The sequence below is a fragment of the Halarcobacter sp. genome (assembly GCF_963675975.1).
In the GTDB taxonomy this organism is placed as follows: domain Bacteria; phylum Campylobacterota; class Campylobacteria; order Campylobacterales; family Arcobacteraceae; genus Halarcobacter.
Genome location: NZ_OY780939.1, coordinates 163,662 through 179,806 on the forward strand (window position 1 = coordinate 163,662; position 16,145 = coordinate 179,806).

Below are 16,145 nucleotides of genomic sequence, written 5' to 3' on the forward strand. Positions count from 1 at the left end.
GAAGTCCCTCATATTTATTGTTGTTGCATCATGCCTTTGCCACCAAAACCTTTACCTTTGTTTTGTCTTCTTTCTTGCATCATAGCATTCTGACCTTTAATTAGTTCAAGCTCAGTTAGTTTTCCATCCCCATTTGTATCAAATAACTCAAAATCTGGAGCATTTCCAACATTTCTCATAGGCATACCTTGATCTACTTTTTGTTGAATCCTTTTTGCTCTTATATTGTAAAACTCATCTTGAGAAACAAATCCATCTGAATTTACATCATATGTAGCAAAAGGTATTGGTCCTCTTGAGGGTAAATCTTGTGCCATACCTAAACTTGAAAAAATCAATAATGAACTTAAAACCGTGCATAAAAACACACCTACTTTTGTTAAAGTTTTCATTATAAACTCCTTCTTTCCGTTGTATAATTATACTCTTAAGAATGTTAAATTAAATAATAAAAAATCTTTTAATTTCTTTTTTGCCCTTGCTTTGGTTGACTAACTTGTTTTTGTAAATCGATACTTAGATTATTGTAAAAAAGCTCTCCATAATCTGTTGTTCTATTTATAGTTTCATAAGCTTGTGCAATGCTATTGTTATATTTTAAAGCATCTTGTAATATTTTTAATATTTTTACTGATTCTAAAAAGTTTACATGACTTGGAGCTTCTATTGGAGAAGAATAATATTTATGCATTCTTTCAACTAAACTTTTATTTCTAATCTCAATAAATACAGATTCTATTGGTGATTTAAAAAACAATACTTTTTGTTTTACATTTATAGATATATATGTAGTCTCAGTACCATATATCTTTCTTGAATAAGAATCAAATAAAAATAACTTCTTATTATAGTTATTGTTAAAAAGTTCATACATAAGTTCTAAAACTCTTAATTTTTCCTCTTTTGTATAAAAGTTACCAATCGAAGCAAAACAGAAACTTAGAACAGATTTTATTGAGTACCATTCAGTTGTATCGTAATCATATCTTAACATTTGGTCAATTCTTTTTTGTTTTAATTCTTCAATCTCTGAGTTAGTTTTTGTTTTTGAGACTCTTTGAACTGCACTATCTCTATACATAGGTCCAGGAAATTGCGCTTGAATTACAAATCTTCTATTTTTTTCCAAATCAATAATATATTTTAATCTTCCAGTATAATCTTCATCAATAATTCTTACCTCTTTTTGAGGTATTTGTGTAATTGATTTTATAAACTCTTCTCCGGAACAGCCCTCATCCCAGATAAAATCAGGATATCTAAATACTTGACAGATTTTATTTTTTACATCATTGTTTGGTTCTATATCTGAAATATGGTCAATCCAAGAAGTAACAGTTCTTCTATCTTTTTGGATTAATGACGCAAATTTTGATATACTCAAATTTGATCTTTTAAAGATTTCTATGAATTTTTCTATTCCATTTTTATATGTCATCTTAGTAAACCTTATTTATTTTTTTATTATTGTACCATTTATATACATAAGAACAGATTTTGTACAAATTAAATAGAAAGTAAAAAAAATTGCTTTTTCTAAAGCAAAAACTATACATCACACTAGCATCAAACTCATGTATAATGAATATTGAAATAATTACAGAAGGATTTATATGAGCGCAGGAAAAAAATTTAGAGAAGCACTTGCTGAAGAAAAACCTTTACAAATTGTAGGTACAATCAATGCTTACCAAGCATTACAAGCTACAAAAGTAGGACATAAAGCAATTTACCTTTCAGGTGGAGGTATTGCAAACGCTTCTTATGGTTTACCTGATTTAGGTATGACAATGATTGAGGATGTATGTATTGATATCAGAAGAATCACTTCTATTTGTGATACTCCATTAATCGTAGATGCTGATACAGGTTGGGGACATGCATTTAACGTTGCTAGAACTGTTAAAGAATTCATTAGATCTGGAGCTGCTGGACTACATATTGAAGACCAAGTTGCTGCAAAAAGATGTGGACACAGACCAAACAAAGAGTTAGTTACAACTGAAGAGATGTGTGACAGAATTAGAGCTGCTGTTGATGCAAAAATGCAACTTGACCCTGATTTTTATATCATTGCAAGAACAGATGCACACGCTTCTGAAGGACAAGATGCTGCTGTTGAGAGAGCATTAGCATATGTTGAAGCTGGAGCAGATGCAATTTTCGCTGAAGCAATTCACACTTTAAAAGAGTATAAAGAATTTACTGAAAAAATGTCAGTACCTGTATTAGCAAATATTACAGAATTTGGTGCAACACCAATGTTTACAACTGAAGAGTTAGCAGAAGTTGGTATTGATATGGTTCTTTACCCATTATCAGCATTCAGAGCAATGAACAAAGCTGCATTAAATGTATACCAAGAATTAAAAGATAAAGGTACACAAGAAGGTGTTCTTGATACTATGCAAACAAGAATGGAACTATACGATATGTTAGGTTACCATGATTATGAGCAAAAAATGGATGAACTATTTTCAAAGGGAAAAGCAAAATAGTTTAACCTACACAAACTATAATTTATAAAAGAAAAAAAGTAAAAACTAGGGAAAATTTACAAAAGGAGAAAATATGAGTGGATTAGCAGGTGTTATAGCTGGAGAATCAGCAATTTGTACATGTGGTTTAGGAAATGGTCTTAACTATAGAGGTTATGATATTGCAGACTTAGCATTAAAATGTGATTTTGAAGAGGTTGCATACCTTTTATTAGAGGGTGAACTACCAAACAAAGCTCAATTAGAAGAGTTTACAGCAAAAATTGTTGCAGGTAGAGATTTACCTCAAAATGTAAAAGATGTTTTAAAAGCATTACCAGCTTCATCTCATCCAATGGATGTAATGAAGACTGCAACATCAGCATTAGGTTGTGTTGAACCTGAGCAAACAGATTTTTCTGATCAAATGGACAAAATATTAAGACTTCTTGGAGCATTTCCATCATTTTTAGTATATTGGCATCACTGGCATGTAAATGGTAAAGAGATTGAATTAAAATCTGATGAACCAACAATTGCTGGATATATTTTAGAAAGATTAAAAGAGAAAAAACCACTTGATGTTGAAGTAAGAGCAATGGATGCTATGTTAACTTTATATGCTGAGCATGAGTTTAATGCATCAACATTTGCAAATAGAATCACAGCTTCTACATTATCAGATATTTATTCTTGTATGACTACTGGTATTGGTACATTAAAAGGTCCATTACATGGTGGAGCAAATGAAGTTGCAATTAAATTTGTACTTGGATTTAGTGATGTTGATGATGCACTAAAATCTGTAGATGAATTATTTGCAAAAAAAGAAAAAATCATGGGATTTGGACATAGAGTTTATAGAAATGTAGATCCAAGATCTCCTATTGGGCACCAATTAGCAGCTGAACTTAAAGAGCTTCCAACAAGTGATCCAAAACTTTATGATATTGCAGCAGCAGTAAGAGATAAAGTAAAAGCAGATAAAGGTTTACCTGATAATATCGATTTCTTCGGTGGATTAATCTATCACTATATGCAAATTGAGAGATTATATTATACTCCATTATTCATTATGTCAAGAGCTGCTGGATGGGCTGCTCACGCATTTGAACAAAGAGCAAATAATAGAATTATCAGACCAGGTTCTGAATATACTGGTGTTGAGCCAAGAGATTTCGTTCCTATGGAAGAGAGATAAGAGTTTAACTCTTTCTCTTTCACATACTTAACAATACACTTTTCAATTGCCTCAAAAGTGGGGTAGCTGAAAAAGGTGTTAGTGCTAAAAGCTTCAGAGCCATAGCAAATAAATAAATCAAACAATTCGATAATATGGGATACAATAATGACAAACGAAAAATATCTTAAAGACCTTGATGGTATAGATGGTGTTAAGTATTATGATGTTAAATCAGCGGTAGAAGATATTACTCCTGGTTCATTCGAAAAACTAAACTATACTTCAAGAGTTTTAGCAGAGAACTTAATTAGAAAATGTCCAAGTGAGGACTTAAAAGATTCACTTATTCAATTAATTGAAAAAAGAACAGATAAAGATTTCCCTTGGTATCCAAGTAGAGTTATCTGTCATGATATCTTAGGTCTAACAGCATTTGTTGACTTAGCAGGACTAAGAGAAGCTGTTGCTTCAAAAGGTGGAAACCCAGATAAAGTTAATCCAGTTGTTCCAACTCAATTAATCGTTGACCACTCATTAGCAGTTGAGTGTGGTGGATATGATCCAGATGCCTTCCAAAAAAATAGAGATATTGAAGATAGAAGAAATGCAGATAGATTCCACTTTATTAACTGGACTAAAGAAGCATTTAATAATGTTGATGTTATCCCTCCAGGTAATGGTATTATGCACCAAATCAACCTTGAAAAAATGTCTCCAGTTGTACACTTAAATGATGGAATTGCAAGTCCAGATACATTAGTTGGTACTGATTCACATACTCCACATGTTGATGCACTTGGTGTTATTGCTGTTGGTGTTGGTGGATTAGAAGCTGAGAATGTAATGCTTGGAAACCCTTCATATATGAGAGTTCCTGAAATCATTGGTGTTGAAATTGTAGGTGACAGAGCTCCTGGAATCACTGCAACTGATATTGCACTTTCAATTACATCTTTCTTAAGAGAAAACAATGTTATCTCTGCTTATTTAGAGTTCTTTGGACCAGGTACTAAATACCTAAACTTAGGTGATAGAGCAACTATTGCAAATATGACTCCTGAGTATGGTGCAAGTGCTGGTATGTTTGCTATTGATGAGCAAACAATCTCTTATTTAAAAGTAACTGGTAGAGAGCAAAAACAAGTTGAGTTAGTTGAAGCTTATGCAAAAGCAAATGGTTTATGGGCTGATCAATTTGATAAAGCTACATATGCAAGAACTTTAAAATTTGATTTATCAACTGTTACAAGATCTTTAGCAGGACCATCTAAACCACATAAATTAGTTCCAACTTCTACACTTAGAAAAGAAGGTATAGTAAAAGAGTGGACTCAAGAGGGTGATTTAATTCCAGATGGTGGTATCTTAATTGCTGCTATTACTTCATGTACAAATACTTCAAACCCAAGAAACGTAATCGCTGCTGGTTTACTTGCTAAAAAAGCAAATGAATTAGGACTTACTAGAAAACCATGGGTTAAGTCTTCACTTGCACCAGGTTCAAAAGTAATCGAAGTTTACTTAAAAGAATCAGGATTATTACCAGAGATGGAAAAACTTGGATTTGGTGTAGTTGGTTTTGCTTGTACTACATGTAATGGTATGTCTGGTGCACTAGACCCAAAAATCCAACAAGAAGTTGTTGATAGAGATATCTATTCAACTGCTGTATTATCTGGAAACAGAAACTTTGATGGAAGAATCCACCCATACGTAAAAGAAGCATTCTTAGCATCTCCTGCACTAGTTGTTGCTTATGCTCTTGCTGGGACTGTAAGATTTGATATTGAAAACGATTCTTTAGGAAAAGATGCTAATGGAAATGATATTAAATTAGCTGATTTATGGCCATCTGATGCTGAGATTGATGAGATTGAGAAAAACTATATCAAACCAGAGATGTATAATGCAATCTATGAGCCAATGTTCAATAGAGATGGATTAACAGCAGTTAAAGCTGAGCCATTCTATAAATGGAATCCAAACTCAACTTATATTCAAAAACCACCATATTGGGAAGATGAGTATATGAGTATGCCAGCATTAAAAGGTTTAAGACCATTAGGTGTATTCCCTGATAATATCACAACTGACCACTTATCTCCATCAAATGCAATTTTACCAGACTCTGCATCTGGTGAGTATTGTTTAAAAATGGGATTACCAGTTGAAGACTTAAACTCTTATGCAACACATAGAGGTGATCACAACACTGCTTCTAGAGCAACGTTAGCAAATCCAAAACTATTTAACGAAATGGTTAAAGATGAAGATGGAAATGTTAAACAAGGTTCATTAACTAAGATTATGCCAGAAGGTAAAGAATCTAGAATGTGGGAAGCTATTGAAGAGTATAACAATAGAAAACAACCACTTATTATTATTGCTGGTACTAACTATGGTCAAGGTAGTTCAAGAGACTGGGCAGCAAAAGGTGTAAGACTTGCTGGTGTTGAAGTTTTAATTGCTGAATCAATTGAAAGAATTCACAGAACTAACCTAGTTGGAATGGGTGTATTACCATTACAATTTAAAGAGGGTGATACAAGATTTACTTACAATATCAATGGTACTGAAACTTTTGACATAGAAGGTGAAATCACTCCAAGATGTGACTTAACAGTTGTTATGACTAGAGCAAATGGTGAAGTTGTTAAATTCCCAGTTTTATGTAGACTTGATACTTCTGCTGAAGTTGATGTTTATAAAAACGGTGGTATTTTACAAAAATTCGCTAAAGATGTTGTAGCTGAAGGTTAATAATATCATATGATAATCAAAGAGCTTTTGCTCTTTGAATTATCTTTTTTTAGTGTGAATAATCTGTTCATATTTAAAAAAGATAATATACTAATTTACAAGGGAAATTTAATGGCTTATAAACCACAATTTAAAGTTAAAGCAACATATATGAGAGGTGGTACTTCTAAAGGAACTTTTTTTAACATCGCTGATTTACCAGAAGAAGCAAAAAATGATCCAAGAAAAAGAGATAAATTACTTCAAAGAATAGTAGGAAGTCCTGATCTATATAAAAAACAAATAGATGGTATGGGTGGAGCAACTTCATCTACATCTAAAGCTATTTTAGTAGGAAAATCTTCAGTTGCTAACCACGATGTAGATTACTATTTTTGCCAAGTTGCAATTGACAAAGACTTTGTTGATATGAGTGGGAACTGTGGAAATCTTTCTAGTGCTGTTGGCCCTTTTGCAATTAAAGAGGGGCTTGTTGATAATGTACCTGAAAATGGTGTATGTTGTGTAAGAATTTGGCAAGCAAATATCAAAAAAACTATCCTTTGCTATGTAACTATGGAAGATGGTATGGTAAAAGAGATGGGTGACTATGAGATTGATGGTGTTGCTTTTCCTGCTGAAGAGATTGTTTTAGAGTTTGTTGAGCCAGTAGATCCAAGTGAAGAGCTATTTCCTACTGGAAACTTAGTTGATGATTTAGAGGTTGAGGGTGTTGGTACATTTAAAGCTACTATGATCACTGCTGGTATCCCAACTGTATTTGTAAATGCTGATGAGATTGGATACAAAGGAACTGAGCTTCAAGGTGATATCAACTCAGATACAGCTGCACTTGAAAGATTTGAAAAAATCAGAATTGCAGGTGCTCTTAAAATGGGTGTTATGAAATCACCAGAAGATGCACTAACTCAACAACATACACCAAAAATTGCTTTTGTATCTCCTGCACAAGACTTTACAACTTCAAGTGGTAAAGAGATGAAAGCAAATGAGATGGATTTACATGTAAGAGCACTTTCTATGCAACAACTACACCATGCTATGATGGGTACAGCTTCTGTTGCTATTGGGGTTGCTGCTTGTATTCCTGGAACTTTAGTAAATATTGCTGCTGGTGGTGGAGAGAAAGATTCAGTTACTTTTGGACATCCAAGTGGAGCTATTAAAGTTGGTGCAACACTTTCTAAAAATGGTGATAAATATACTGTTGAAAAAGCTTCTATGAGTAGAAGTGCTAGAATTATTATGGATGGTAATGTATTTGTTCCTGCTGGGACTATGGACTAAATAAAAAATATATAAAACCAAAAAAGGGGGAAGAGTAAAAACTCTTCCCCCTTTTTTATTGATTTGAATCAATGATAATAGTTATCAGTTATGTCATACTTCTAAAAAAATTTAGGATAACAGATGCAATTTTCAACTTCATTTCAACAAGAGATTGTTAGACAAACTTGGTGGGAAAGATTTAGTTCTCAACCCCATCAACTATTTTTCACCTCAGCTATATTTTTTGCAATATTTATTATGACTCTAAGCTTATTATCACTTTTAGGAAAAACTGATTTAAATTTTGCACTTATTCATGGCTTTGGTCTAAATTATGGATTATTTACAAATGCTTTTTTAGGCTTTTTGATAACTGTGATGCCAAAATATAACTCCTCTACAATTATAAAAGAGAATCAATACTTAAATGCTTGGATTATATATCAAGTTGGAATTTTATGTACTTTGTTTATAAGTGTATTTATTGGTAAAATCTTAGTTTCTTTAGTGATGTTTTATTTTGTTAAACTTTTCTATACTAGCATAAAAGAGGGAAAAGCTTTTATTAAAACTGATAGTATATATATAAACCTTATACTTTGCATTGGAGCAACTTTATTAGCTATAGAAGCTATTACTTTTTACAATCTATCTACATTAGTATTCTTTGCTTATCTTTTATCTATGGTGTTTATTATTGCCCTTAGAATGATTCCAGCATTTTATTTTGCACATACAAGAATTACTCCTTGGCAAAGACCTGAGTATCTTAGACCTATCTCATTTATTTTATTAAGTGTTACAGGTATATCAATGCAGTTTCATTTTGATTCTCTTCTAAAAATAGTATCTTTTATTTCTCTTATATTTTTTGGTTTCATTATATATAAATTAAATCTTTTTAAGAAAACACCTGCTTTGATTAGTATCTTAGTTGTAGGTTTGCTTTGGTTTGAGATAGCTTATATATTATTATTTTTAGAATCTATATTTATACCTTATAGTTTTAAACTCTCTTTTCATATATTTGCAATTGGATTTGTAACAACACTATTGATTGGATTTGGAAGTAGAGTTGTAATGGGTCATGCTGTACCACCTCAAGCAATGGTTGCAGATAAGATTACAGTTTCATTGTTTGTCTTAACACAAATAGTTTTAATCTCTAGAGTTTTAGTTTCTGTAAGTTTTATTGCTAATCTAGATTCATTTACAATATTTTTACACTTGAGTAGTACTTTATGGATAGTTTTATTTATTATTTGGACTATTAGATATGGGAAAACATTAATTCGTATAAAAAGCTAAAGATGATAATTAAAATTATCATCTTTAAACTACAACTCTATTTTTTCCAGTATGTTTAGCTTTGTACAAATTAGCATCAGCTCGTTTATAAATACTCTCTTCCTCATCACCTTTTATTACTTCTGTTAAACCAATACTAACAGTTACTATTAAAGAATCTATAACTTTTACTTTTTCACTAATTGAATTTTTTATTTTTTCTGCAACAGCTTTACTCTCTTCTAAAGTAGTATCTGACAAAAGAATTACAAACTCCTCTCCACCTACTCTAAAAAAGTAATCAGTAACTCTTATGTCATCACTTACTATATTAGCTAATTCTATTAATACTTTATCACCAACAATATGTCCATAGATATCATTTATTTTTTTAAAGTCATCAATATCAAACATCAAATAAGAAAAGGTGTTCTCATATCTATTATATAAAGATAACAGCTCTTTTATCTTTTCATTATAAAATTTTCTATTATATATTTTAGTTAATGCATCTTTATTTGATTGTTCTTTTAGTTTTTTATGAATTGTTTTTAATCTTTTATTTTGAATTCTAAGTACATTAGTTTTTTTTCTTATTTCATCTTCTAATATATCTTTAGTTATTAACCATCTTTTTTTACTTAAAAAATAAAATACAACTACCAAGCTTGTGAAACTAATACCCAAAAAGCTAAGTACTAAAAAGATTGTTTCACTTTTTGTTAATTCTATATAACTATGTTTATTAAACCACTTATTAGATAATTCATCCAATTCTCCAGTTAACTTTAGTTCCGTTAAGGCATCATTAAAAATAGGTAAAAGATGGAAATTTTGTTTTGATATTCCAATTCCTCTTTTTATCTCTCTTAAGGATTTATTTAAAGATACAATATCTTCATCTGAATCTAATTGTTTTTCTATCAAAGGTTTGGGATAACAAAAAGCATCTATCTCTCCATTTTTTAGTGCAACAATTAAATCTTTATAACTATCATAAAAATATCTATTATAAAAATTTTTATCAATTAATCTTCCACATATATTATTAACAACTAAACCTAGACTTTTCCCTTTGATATCTTCTAAAGTAGAGATGTTTTTTGAAGATTTATTTTTATAAATATTAACAAAGAAACTATCTGTAGGTTGGGTAAATAAAAAAAGTTCTTCTCTTTTTGGGCTTATTCCTATATTTGGTAATATATCTGCTTTATTTTCTTTAAACAGTAGCATTACTTGTTTAAAATCATCAACAATAATATACTCATATTTTATATTTGTTTTTTTTGCAACTTTGTCAAACAACTCAATAGCAAAACCATCAGGTTTTCCATTTTCATTTATAAAATAGTAAGGTTTCCAATCTTTTCTTATCACTACTTTATAAACTTTTTCATCATTTGAAAAAAGAGCTATGGGCAAAAGTAAAATAGAAATAACTAATAATATTTTTTTCATAAACAATTATACAATATTTATGAAAATTTTAAAAAATTAATAATTTATTTATAGATTTAATTAGTAAAATAGAAAATCTATTTTACTAATTTTGATATCTCTTTAAATACTGGATGTTTTGCATTAACTGTAAGTTCAAAAAGTAATGATTCGTAAGTAGTTGGAATTACTCCAGCTTGAATAAGTCTTTGGATAGCCATATCTTTATCTTTTGCTTTTCTTGAATTTACACAATCTGTTACAAGAACTGGTTGTAAACCTTCTGATAATAAATCAAGTGCAGTTTGTAATACACAAACATGAGTTTCAATTCCTGCTAAAATAACTATATTTTTCCCTGTTGCTTTTATTGCAGCTAAACCATCATCATTACCACAACAAGAAAAAGTAGTTTTTTCAAAATGGGGATAATCATCAGTTAGTTCTTTTAAACTTGGTATTGTCTCACCTATACCTTTTTTGTATTGTTCATTTACTATAATTGGTATCTCATGAAGTTTTAAACCCTTTACCAAAATAAGAAGATTTTTTTCTAACTCTTCGTTATCGGCTATATGTGGGAACAATCTTTCTTGTACATCAACTTGAACAAAAACACAATCTTTTGCATTAATTCTCATTTTAATCCTTTAAAAGTTTATTTGAAAATAGATATATATAATACATAAACTTCGTAACATAAGTCTAGCATTTGAATAAAAATAAAAAAGATTATAAAAGTTTGTGAAGATATTGTAAAATCAAATTAGACTTAATAGGTTATCAAGTCTAATTTAATAGAAAGTTTTATTTAAAAGCAACACTTTCAGCACGAGCTAATAGCTCTTTTGCACCTTGGTCTATAAATGTTTGAGCTAAAGTTTTCCCTATAGTTTCATAATCATCAATATTAGCAACTAAATCTTCTTGGATATACTCACTTCCATCTGGCATTCCAACTATTGCTCTAACATCAATAGTGTTTTCATCAATAATTGTAGCTTTTACTCCAATAGGAACTTGACAACCACCCTCTAATGTTCTTACAAAGTCTCTTTCAATTGTTGATTCAATTAATGCATCTTTATCATGTAATACAGATAACATCTCAACTAGTTCTTGATTATCTAAAGTTTCAATACCTAAAGTTGCTTGTCCCATTGATGGTATCATATCATCAATTGAAATAGGAGAAAAATGTTTAACTTCATCTTCAATTTGAAGTTTTTGAACTCCTGTTGCTGCTAAAATGATGGCATCATACTCACCAGCTTTAAGTTTTGCAATTCTTGTATTTATATTACCTCTTAAATCTTTTAATTCAATATCTGGTCTTAGAAGTTTTAATTCCATTCTTCTTCTCAAACTTGTAGTACCAATAACAGCACCTTGTGGTAGTTCACTTATATTTGCATATTTTTCACTTAAAAAAGCATCTCTTGGATCAAACCTTTTAGTAAGAGCTGCTAGAACAAACCCCTCTTCAAATTCAACTGGAACATCTTTTAAAGAATGCACTGCAATATCTGCTTCTTTATTTGCTAATGCTATTTCTAACTCTTTTGTAAAAAGACCTTTTCCCCCAATCTTAGCTAAAGGTACATCAAGAATCTTATCTGCTTTTGTAGAAAACTCTTGTAATTCAACTTCTAAATCTGGATAATGCTTTTGTAGTTCTGCTTTAATATATTCACTTTGCCAAAGTGCTAATTTACTTCTTCTTGTAGCTATTACTATTTTTTTCATCTATTACTTTCCTAACTTTTCATATTTTAATTTTGATTTATCTTGTTCACCATTAATAAAAATAGTAGGTGTTCCTTGAACTAAAACCTCTTCACCCATTCTTATATCTTCAGCAACTTCTTTTGTAATCTCTTTTTTGTTTAAATCCTCTAGTGAAAAATTTGTTTTAAACTCACTATTAAAGGCTTTTAAGATTTTTTGAGAATCAGTTTCTCTTGAATTAAAGTATTTATCCCAATCAATATTATAAACTTTTAATTCTATATCTTCAATATCTTTAGTTTTTGCCAATGCCATTAATTTTGTTAAATCATTTGACGCTGGGTGAATCCTAAGAAGAGGAAAATGATAATAATATAAAGCTATAGATTTATCATGTTTTTTTACATAATTAATTACATCAGGTACATAATCCATACAAAAAGGGCATAATGGGTCTGAAAACACTACAATTTTATCTTTTGCATTTGCATTTCCTGCTATAAGATTTTTATCTTTGTAATACTCATTTGTAAGTTTTGGAGTCATTAAATCTTTTAAAGCTAATCCTGTTTTTATATCAAATAATTCAGGGGCTATCAATTCACCATTTGAAAATACAACATCTTTTGCTTTTACAGCTTTTCCTGCAAAATCAACATTTAAATCTATTATATATCCAAACCAACCCTCTTGAGGCATCTGCTTTTTTAGATTTATACTAATATCTTTTATCTCTACTCTTTTATTTTTTGAAAATCTATTTTTTTCAAAATCTAATACTTTACTATCAATACTATCATTTGCTAATAAATTTCCAATAAATAAAGCACTCAGAGTAAATAAACTAATTAATTTCATAAGTGTATCCTTCTATATTTGCATATCAAAATAGGGCATTATTATAATGTTTAAAGACTTAAGTTTTTGTTTTTACTGTAATTTTTTTAACTCTCAAAAGCTCTTTTGCGGCATTCATTTGAGGTGAATTTAAAATATCATTTAACTGTAACTCTTTTTGAGAGGGAGCGGGATTTGCTGTTTTTTGCATATCAGCAACGCATCCTGCACCAACTTCTATATCTTCAATCATTGAGCCCGATTCATTGTTATCTTCCAAAGTTTCAGGCTCACTATTTTTTAGTTCACTTTGGAATTCATCCTTTTTTTCAACACTCTCCTGTTTTGCCTCTTCTTTAATAAACTCTATCTCTATGTCATTTCCAAAAATATCATAAATAAATATTTTCAAAACTCCATAATGTTTTAAAAGGAATTTTCTCTCTTCCCCTTGAGCATAAGAACTTATTTGAAGTTTTTTATCTGCAAAATTTTTATATACAAAATTTTTCTCAAATAGATCACCTAATTCATCATCTCTTTCATAAACTTTTTCGATTAGGTTTTCGTATAACATAGCATTTTTATCTAATTTCTTAGGTTCATCAACTATTGGTATCTCAGGAATTGGTTCATAGACAATATCTTCTATTTCATCATCTTCTTCATTTACATTTTCAGTTTGAGTTTGAATCTCTTGTATTAGTGTCTGAGTCTCAGAAGGTGCCTGTTCTATTTCTGCTGTTGTCTCTGTAGGCTCTTGAATTTCTTGAGTTCCAATATTCTCTTGCATTGTTTTAGTTTCTTGAACTTCTGCTACCTCTTGAATCTCTTTTACCTCTTCTACTTGAGTATTTAAAGGTGCAGATTCAACTTCCATGTCAAAATCTTCATCAAAAGGTGTAGCAAAAGGATTAGTTTCTACTTCTTCTTTCTTTTCAATTTCTTGTTGAACAGGAGTTGGGGTTTCTTCTTTGATTTCAACCTCTTCTATAGGTTCAACTGTAGGAATTGCATTGACTGTATCGATTGAAACTGTTGTTTCATTCTCAGGAAGAACTAGCTCTTCTTGCTCATGATTATCTTCGTCTTGATTTTCAATGATTTTTTTATTTTCAAAAAACTGCTTATCAATTGTAACGTTAGCATCGTCATACACATGATTTATATCATTGTGTGAGTGTTCAATAACTTTTTCAGTAGAGATAGCTTCTTTAACAAGAGGCTTAACTTCTACTTGCTCAACTTGATTTATAATCTCATCTATAGTTTTTAAATTTGTTGCTTCAATCATTTTTGATAAAGTTAAAATAAGTACAAAGCCACCATCTGAGTTTATTGCTAATAGGTGTTTTGCATCACTTAAAATTCTAAAAAATCTATCAAATAAAAGTAAATCAAATTTTGCATCTTTTTCTAACATCTTTTGTTTTAAATAGATTGTCATCTCATCACATACTTGTGAAATCTCATAGTTTTCTAACTCTTTAACAATCTCTATAATATCACCTTTTTTAAGGATAATATCAAATAATTTATCCATAACTTTTGGTTCAATTAATCCTAACATATCTACAACTGCAGTAGTTGTAACTTTCCCTTTTGAGAAAATTATTGCTTGATCAAGCAGGGTTAATGTATCCCTTAAACTTCCTTGTCCACTTCTTGTTAATATTTCAAGTGCAGGAGTTTCAAAATCAATATTCTCTTCATTTAAAATGTGTGAAAGATGATGTAAAACATCATTTGGTGCAATTTTATTAAATCTAAAATGTTGTGTACGACTAAGGATTGTTGCAGGTAATTTTAAAGGATCAGTAGTTGCTAAGATAAATTTTACAAAACCTGGAGGTTCTTCTAAAGTTTTCAAAAGGGCATTAAATGCTTGAGTTGTAAGCATATGAACCTCATCGATTATAAACACTTTAAATCGAGCACTACTTGGTTTATATTTTGTATGTTCAATCAAATCTTTAATATCATCAATACCTCTGTTTGAAGCAGCATCCATCTCTATAATATCTAAGTGTCTGTTTGTATTTGCACTTTTACAGTTTTCACAAACTTCACAAGGTTTTGATGTGGGACCATTTGAGCACAATAAAGCTTTAGCCATAATTCTTGCTGTACTAGTTTTCCCTGAACCTCTAAGTCCAGAAAAAAGATATGCATGGGATAATCTATTTGAATCCAATGCTAAAGACAAAGTTTGAGAAATTGTAGTTTGCCCAACTAAATCCTCAAATCTTCTTGGTCTATATTTAAGAGCTAAAACTTTTTTCTCAATCTGATTTTCACTCATTTTCATCCTTTATTACTATCTTACCGCTATCATACCAATTGTTTAAAATCATACTTATCATCTCTTTTTTAATTTCACCTGTATAAAACACTTCTATTTTAAGTTCACTTTTATCAATATGACCTTTTTTTGAACACAAATCATCTAATCTTCTAGCAATTGCTTGTCCTGTTTCTATTAACTCAATTTTTGCTCCCATTATATCTTTTATGATATCAGAGATTAATGGATAATGAGTACACCCTAAAACAATAGTATCAACCTCTTTTTCTTTCATAGGTATTAACCATGAGCTTAACATCTTATGAGTATCAGGATGGGAAACATTTCCATTTTCTATTTGCTCAACCAAACCAGCACAGGCAATCTCATGAATATTTACTTCATGTTCACTTGATAAACTAGAAAGTAATTGCTTATATTTTTGTCCCCTTAAAGTTGCAGGAGTTGCTAAAACTGCTATATTATTACTTTGTGTTTTTAAAATGGCAGGTTTTAATCCAGGTTCCGTTCCTATTACTATTAAATTTGAAAACATCTCTCTTAATTCACTTATAGCAGCAGATGTAGCTGTATTACAAGCTACTATAAGTACATCGATATTATGATTTTTCAAAAGATGTTTAGTAATCTTAATACTTCTATTCAAAATCTCATCTTTTGTTTTTTCACCATAAGGTGCATATAAAGTATCAGCAATATAATAAATCTCTGCACCTTTAAAAGATTTAGTAATTGCTTGTACTATAGTTAATCCACCAAGACCAGAATCAAAAACTCCAACTTTCAATAAAAACCTTTATTTTAATTGGAAAGATTATATCTAAAAAGTTATAACTAATATGTTAAAATAGAACTATTA

General features: G+C 30.1%; 13 protein-coding genes. 5 read left to right on the plus strand and 8 right to left on the minus strand.

Annotation, left to right across the window (positions count from 1 at the left end; genetic code table 11):
* Window positions 1–14 precede the first annotated feature (14 nt).
* Together ACKU3H_RS00780 and ACKU3H_RS00785 are read right to left on the minus strand one after the other, a co-directional pair.
* Entirely contained in the window at window positions 15–392 is a 378-nt protein-coding gene (locus ACKU3H_RS00780) for an EF-hand domain-containing protein (protein WP_320035071.1), read from the minus strand.
* 68 nt (window positions 393–460) lie between these two features.
* Window positions 461–1,438, minus strand: a complete 978-nt coding sequence (locus tag ACKU3H_RS00785) for a hypothetical protein (protein WP_320035072.1) — start codon at window positions 1,436–1,438, stop codon at window positions 461–463.
* 175 nt (window positions 1,439–1,613) lie between these two features.
* Between ACKU3H_RS00785 and prpB the strand changes: the two genes are divergently transcribed.
* The 5 genes from prpB to ACKU3H_RS00810 all read left to right on the plus strand — a co-directional run bounded on the left by prpB (window position 1,614) and on the right by ACKU3H_RS00810 (window position 8,997).
* Window positions 1,614–2,498 carry a methylisocitrate lyase gene (gene prpB, locus ACKU3H_RS00790; RefSeq protein WP_320035073.1) on the plus strand — a complete coding sequence of 295 codons (885 nt, stop codon included), beginning with the start codon at window positions 1,614–1,616 and terminating at the stop codon, window positions 2,496–2,498.
* 73 nt (window positions 2,499–2,571) lie between these two features.
* Window positions 2,572–3,678 carry a citrate/2-methylcitrate synthase gene (locus ACKU3H_RS00795; protein ID WP_320035074.1) on the plus strand — a complete coding sequence of 369 codons (1,107 nt, stop codon included), beginning with the start codon at window positions 2,572–2,574 and terminating at the stop codon, window positions 3,676–3,678.
* 147 nt (window positions 3,679–3,825) lie between these two features.
* Complete coding sequence (gene acnD, locus ACKU3H_RS00800; RefSeq protein WP_320035075.1) at window positions 3,826–6,420, plus strand: Fe/S-dependent 2-methylisocitrate dehydratase AcnD; 2,595 nt, start codon at window positions 3,826–3,828, stop codon at window positions 6,418–6,420.
* A 111-nt stretch (window positions 6,421–6,531) separates the two neighbouring features.
* Window positions 6,532–7,707, plus strand: coding sequence for a 2-methylaconitate cis-trans isomerase PrpF (prpF, locus tag ACKU3H_RS00805; protein WP_320035076.1), 1,176 nt, complete (start codon window positions 6,532–6,534; stop codon window positions 7,705–7,707).
* Window positions 7,708–7,830: 123 nt separating this feature from the next.
* Window positions 7,831–8,997 (plus strand): NnrS family protein, encoded by a 1,167-nt coding sequence (locus tag ACKU3H_RS00810; protein ID WP_320035077.1) that lies wholly within the window; start codon window positions 7,831–7,833, stop codon window positions 8,995–8,997.
* Between the two features lie 24 nt (window positions 8,998–9,021).
* On the opposite strand, the gene ACKU3H_RS00815 is transcribed toward ACKU3H_RS00810, so the two are convergent.
* The 6 genes from ACKU3H_RS00815 to murI all read right to left on the minus strand — a co-directional run bounded on the left by ACKU3H_RS00815 (window position 9,022) and on the right by murI (window position 16,073).
* Window positions 9,022–10,437, minus strand: a complete 1,416-nt coding sequence (locus ACKU3H_RS00815; RefSeq protein ID WP_320035078.1) for a GGDEF domain-containing protein — start codon at window positions 10,435–10,437, stop codon at window positions 9,022–9,024.
* 77 nt (window positions 10,438–10,514) lie between these two features.
* Window positions 10,515–11,057, minus strand: coding sequence for a hydrolase (locus ACKU3H_RS00820; RefSeq protein ID WP_320035079.1), 543 nt, complete (start codon window positions 11,055–11,057; stop codon window positions 10,515–10,517).
* A gap of 166 nt (window positions 11,058–11,223) precedes the next feature.
* Entirely contained in the window at window positions 11,224–12,162 is a 939-nt protein-coding gene (gene hemC, locus ACKU3H_RS00825) for a hydroxymethylbilane synthase (protein WP_320035080.1), read from the minus strand.
* A gap of 3 nt (window positions 12,163–12,165) precedes the next feature.
* Window positions 12,166–13,002 (minus strand): thioredoxin domain-containing protein, encoded by an 837-nt coding sequence (locus ACKU3H_RS00830; RefSeq protein ID WP_320035081.1) that lies wholly within the window; start codon window positions 13,000–13,002, stop codon window positions 12,166–12,168.
* Between the two features lie 58 nt (window positions 13,003–13,060).
* Window positions 13,061–15,283, minus strand: coding sequence for a DNA polymerase III subunit gamma/tau (locus ACKU3H_RS00835; RefSeq protein WP_320035082.1), 2,223 nt, complete (start codon window positions 15,281–15,283; stop codon window positions 13,061–13,063).
* Window positions 15,276–16,073, minus strand: coding sequence for a glutamate racemase (gene murI / locus ACKU3H_RS00840; protein ID WP_320035083.1), 798 nt, complete (start codon window positions 16,071–16,073; stop codon window positions 15,276–15,278). Before murI ends, ACKU3H_RS00835 begins: the two co-directional genes overlap by 8 nt.
* Between the last annotated feature and the right edge of the window lie 72 nt (window positions 16,074–16,145).

Excerpts from the sequence above, each read along its gene's own strand:
- ACKU3H_RS00780 (WP_320035071.1), bottom strand. The coding sequence starts at position 392 with ATGAAAACTTTAACAAAAGTAGGTGTGTTTTTATGCACGGTTTTAAGT.
- ACKU3H_RS00785 (WP_320035072.1), bottom strand. The coding sequence starts at position 1,438 with ATGACATATAAAAATGGAATAGAAAAATTCATAGAAATCTTTAAAAGA.
- prpB (WP_320035073.1), top strand. The coding sequence starts at position 1,614 with ATGAGCGCAGGAAAAAAATTTAGAGAAGCACTTGCTGAAGAAAAACCT.
- ACKU3H_RS00795 (WP_320035074.1), top strand. The coding sequence starts at position 2,572 with ATGAGTGGATTAGCAGGTGTTATAGCTGGAGAATCAGCAATTTGTACA.
- acnD (WP_320035075.1), top strand. The coding sequence starts at position 3,826 with ATGACAAACGAAAAATATCTTAAAGACCTTGATGGTATAGATGGTGTT.
- prpF (WP_320035076.1), top strand. The coding sequence starts at position 6,532 with ATGGCTTATAAACCACAATTTAAAGTTAAAGCAACATATATGAGAGGT.
- ACKU3H_RS00810 (WP_320035077.1), top strand. The coding sequence starts at position 7,831 with ATGCAATTTTCAACTTCATTTCAACAAGAGATTGTTAGACAAACTTGG.
- ACKU3H_RS00815 (WP_320035078.1), bottom strand. The coding sequence starts at position 10,437 with ATGAAAAAAATATTATTAGTTATTTCTATTTTACTTTTGCCCATAGCT.
- ACKU3H_RS00820 (WP_320035079.1), bottom strand. The coding sequence starts at position 11,057 with ATGAGAATTAATGCAAAAGATTGTGTTTTTGTTCAAGTTGATGTACAA.
- hemC (WP_320035080.1), bottom strand. The coding sequence starts at position 12,162 with ATGAAAAAAATAGTAATAGCTACAAGAAGAAGTAAATTAGCACTTTGG.
- ACKU3H_RS00830 (WP_320035081.1), bottom strand. The coding sequence starts at position 13,002 with ATGAAATTAATTAGTTTATTTACTCTGAGTGCTTTATTTATTGGAAAT.
- ACKU3H_RS00835 (WP_320035082.1), bottom strand. The coding sequence starts at position 15,283 with ATGAGTGAAAATCAGATTGAGAAAAAAGTTTTAGCTCTTAAATATAGA.